This window comes from Falsiroseomonas sp. RANM36 (assembly GCF_056682175.1).
Window position 1 is genome coordinate 482,812 of the sequence record NZ_JBWXTD010000002.1, and the last position, 2,957, is coordinate 485,768.

Genomic DNA, 2,957 nt, shown 5'->3' on the forward strand with positions numbered 1-2,957 from the left:
CCGCGGCCCGATCCCCCTCGGCGAGCTGGACGGGCGGGCCGGCGCGCCGGGGGCGGCGGGGGAAATGGCGCTCGCGCGCGGCGGGCCGGCCGATCTCGGCCGGCGGCACGGCGGTGGCCGGCAGGTCCGCGCGGATGCCGAGCGTCTCGATCTCCGCCCCTTCGCGGGAGCGGAGCAGGCCCGACCAGTCCGTCTCCACCTCGCACCAGAGGCGCCCGGCCGAAGGCGTGCTGCGCACGAAGGTGCCCTTGGCGCGGAAGCGCTCGATCAGGCCGTCATGCTCCAGCAGGTCCAGCGCCTGGCGGATGGTGGCGCGCGCCACGCCGCATTCGGCCGCGAGTTCGTCGACGGTCGGGATCTGCTGGCCCTGGCGCCAGGCGCCCTGCTCGATCCGCCGGCGGAACAGGGTGGCGAGCTGGATGTAGCGCGCCACCGCGCTGCGGCTGAGGTCCAGCCCGGGCGGCGGAACGTCTCTCTTTGCGGCAAGCGGCATGCTGCGCCCCTACCGCGCCGCCGCGGCGGCGTCGAGGAACGCGCGACCTTCGCGGAAGGCCGCGATGTCGCCGAGCATCCGCGCGATGATGGCCTGCCGGGTTTCCAGCGTGATGGAGGCCGAATGCGGCGCCAGCACGACGTTCCCGAGCGCGAGGAAGCGCGGGTCGAGCGCCGGCTCGGTGGCGAAGACATCGAGCCCCGCGGCGGCGATGCCGCCCCGTTCCAGCGCCGCGATCAGCGCCGGCTCGTCCACCACAGATCCGCGCGCGACATTGACGAAGATGCCGCGCGGCCCGAGCGCCTCCAGCACCGCGGCATCCGCCATCCGCGCGGTGTCCGACCCGCCGGGCACCGCCATGACCAGCACGTCCGAGAGCGCCGCCAGGTCGCGCAGGGTGGCGATGCGCGGCCAGGGCAGCTCCGGCTTCTCGCGCGGCCCGGTCCACGCCACCGCCATGCCGAGGCCGGCGGCACGGCGCGCGATGGCCTGCCCGATGCGCCCCATCCCCGCGATCCCCACCGCCTTGCGGTGCAGGCTGAGTGAGGGCGGCATGCGCTCCCCGCCCCAGCGGCCGGCGCGCACGAAGCGGTCGGCCTCCGCGATGCGCCGCGCGGCGGCATACATCAGCCCGATCGCGGCATCGGCCACATCTTCCGTCATCACGTCCGGCGTGTAGGCGACGGCCACCCCGTGCCGCGCGGCGGCGGCGAGATCGAGCTTCTCGAGCCCCGTCCCCTGGCTGACCACGAGCCGCAGACCCGCCAGGCGATCGAGCTGCGCCGCGGTCAGGCCGGCCATCGCCGTGATGACGGCGATGCGGATGCCGGGCGGCAGCGGGGCATCCGGCCTGTCCTCCACCAGGTCGTGCCGCTCGGCCAGCGCGGCGCGCAGATCGGCCGGGATCGGGCAGAGCAGCAGGATCGCCTCGCGCGCGGCCATGTCAGCGCCCCTTGAACACGGGCTTGCGCTTCTCGGCGAAGGCGCGCCACGCCTCCTGCGTGTCCTCGGTAGCGGCCAGCGCCACGGTCTGCGACTGTTCGAAGCGGTAGCCCTCGTGCAGCGGCAGGTATTCGGTGACCTGGAAGCTCCGCTTCGCCGCCTGCACGGCGAGCGGGACCTTGGCCGCGATCTCCGCGCCGATCTTCAGCGCCTCCGCCAGCAGCGCCTCCCGCGTCACGCACATCGAGGCGGCGTTCATGCGCAGCAGGTCGGGGCCGGCGATGCGCCGCGCGGTGTAGATCATCAGCCGCGCGTCGGACTCGCCGAAATGCCGGCGCACATGCTTCACGCCGCCGGCCAGGCCGACATCCACCTCGGTCATGGAGAGGTAGGCATCCTCGGCCACCAGGATGATGTCGGCGCTGAGCGCCAGCACGCAGCCCGCGCCGATGGCCAGCCCGTTCACCGCCGCGATCACCGGCTTGCCGCATTCCATCACGCTGTCGAAGACGGCGCGCGTGAGGCGGTTGTGCCGCGGATAGGCGCCGGGATTGCCGGCGATGCTCGGCCGCTCCTTCAGGTCGGCGCCGGCGCAGAAGGCCTTGCCGGCGCCCGTGAGCACCACCGCGCGGACGTCGTCGCGGTCGTGCAGTTCGTCGAAGACGCGCACGATCTCCTCGCGCATCGCGCGGTTCATCGCGTTGACGGGCGGGCGGTCCAGCGCGACGGTGGCGACGAAGCCCGCCACCTCCAGCCGCAGCGTCTCGTAGGTGTCGGTCATGGGCTATTCCAGCTTCACGCCCGTCGTCCGCACCACCTCGCCCCAGGCGTCGTAGGTGCTGCGGATGAAGGCGGCGAAATCGGCCTGGCTGCTGCCGACCACGCGCCCGCCCTGCTCGGTCAGCAGGCGCTTCGTCTCCGCATCCTCGAGCGCGCCGCGCGCCGCGCGCGATAGGATCGCCTGTCGGTCAGCGGGGATCCCTGCGGGCCCAAAAATCCCGTACCAGGTCTCGCTGACCATCCCCGGCACGCCGGCTTCCTGCGCCGTCGGCACATCCGGCAGCAGCGGCAGCCGCTCCGCCGAGGTGACGGCCAGCGCGGGCAGCGCGCCGGCGCGCACCTGGCCGAGCAGCGCCGGCACATCCGCCGCCAGGATCTGGATGCGCCCGCCCAGCAGGTCCGTCACCGCGGGCGCGGCGCCGCGATAGGGCACGTGGACGATGTCGATGCCCGCGCGCAGCTTCAGCATCTCGCCGGCCATGTGCAGCGAGGATCCGATGCCGGCCGAGCCGAAGGAGAGCTGGCCGGGCCGTGCCTTGGCCATGGCGATCAGTTCCGCGAGCGTCTTCACGCCAAGGCCGGGGGCGACGGAGACGATCTGCGGCACGCTCAGCACCTGCGTGATCGGCGCCAGGTCGCGGTGCACGTCATAGGGCATGCGCGGCTGCAGATGCGGCTGGATCACGATGGCGCCGCTGCTGGCCAGCACGAGCGTGGTGCCGTCCGGCCGCGACTTCGCGGC

General features: G+C 73.7%; 4 protein-coding genes. All 4 read right to left on the reverse strand.

Going from position 1 to position 2,957, the window contains the following annotated elements; genetic code table 11:
- Positions 1–493 (reverse strand): GntR family transcriptional regulator (locus AC1MIR_RS03140; RefSeq protein WP_480026727.1); only part of this gene is annotated, 493 nt, incomplete at its 3' end.
- Positions 494–502: 9 nt separating this feature from the next.
- Positions 503–1,435 (reverse strand): 2-hydroxyacid dehydrogenase, encoded by a 933-nt coding sequence (locus AC1MIR_RS03145; RefSeq protein ID WP_480026728.1) that lies wholly within the window; start codon positions 1,433–1,435, stop codon positions 503–505.
- 1 nt (position 1,436) lies between these two features.
- Positions 1,437–2,216: an enoyl-CoA hydratase/isomerase family protein gene (locus AC1MIR_RS03150; protein ID WP_480026729.1), complete on the reverse strand. Its 780-nt coding sequence runs from the start codon at positions 2,214–2,216 to the stop codon at positions 1,437–1,439.
- 3 nt (positions 2,217–2,219) lie between these two features.
- Positions 2,220–2,957, reverse strand: a 738-nt coding sequence (locus AC1MIR_RS03155) for a Bug family tripartite tricarboxylate transporter substrate binding protein (protein ID WP_480026730.1), incomplete at its 5' end; no start/stop codon positions are given.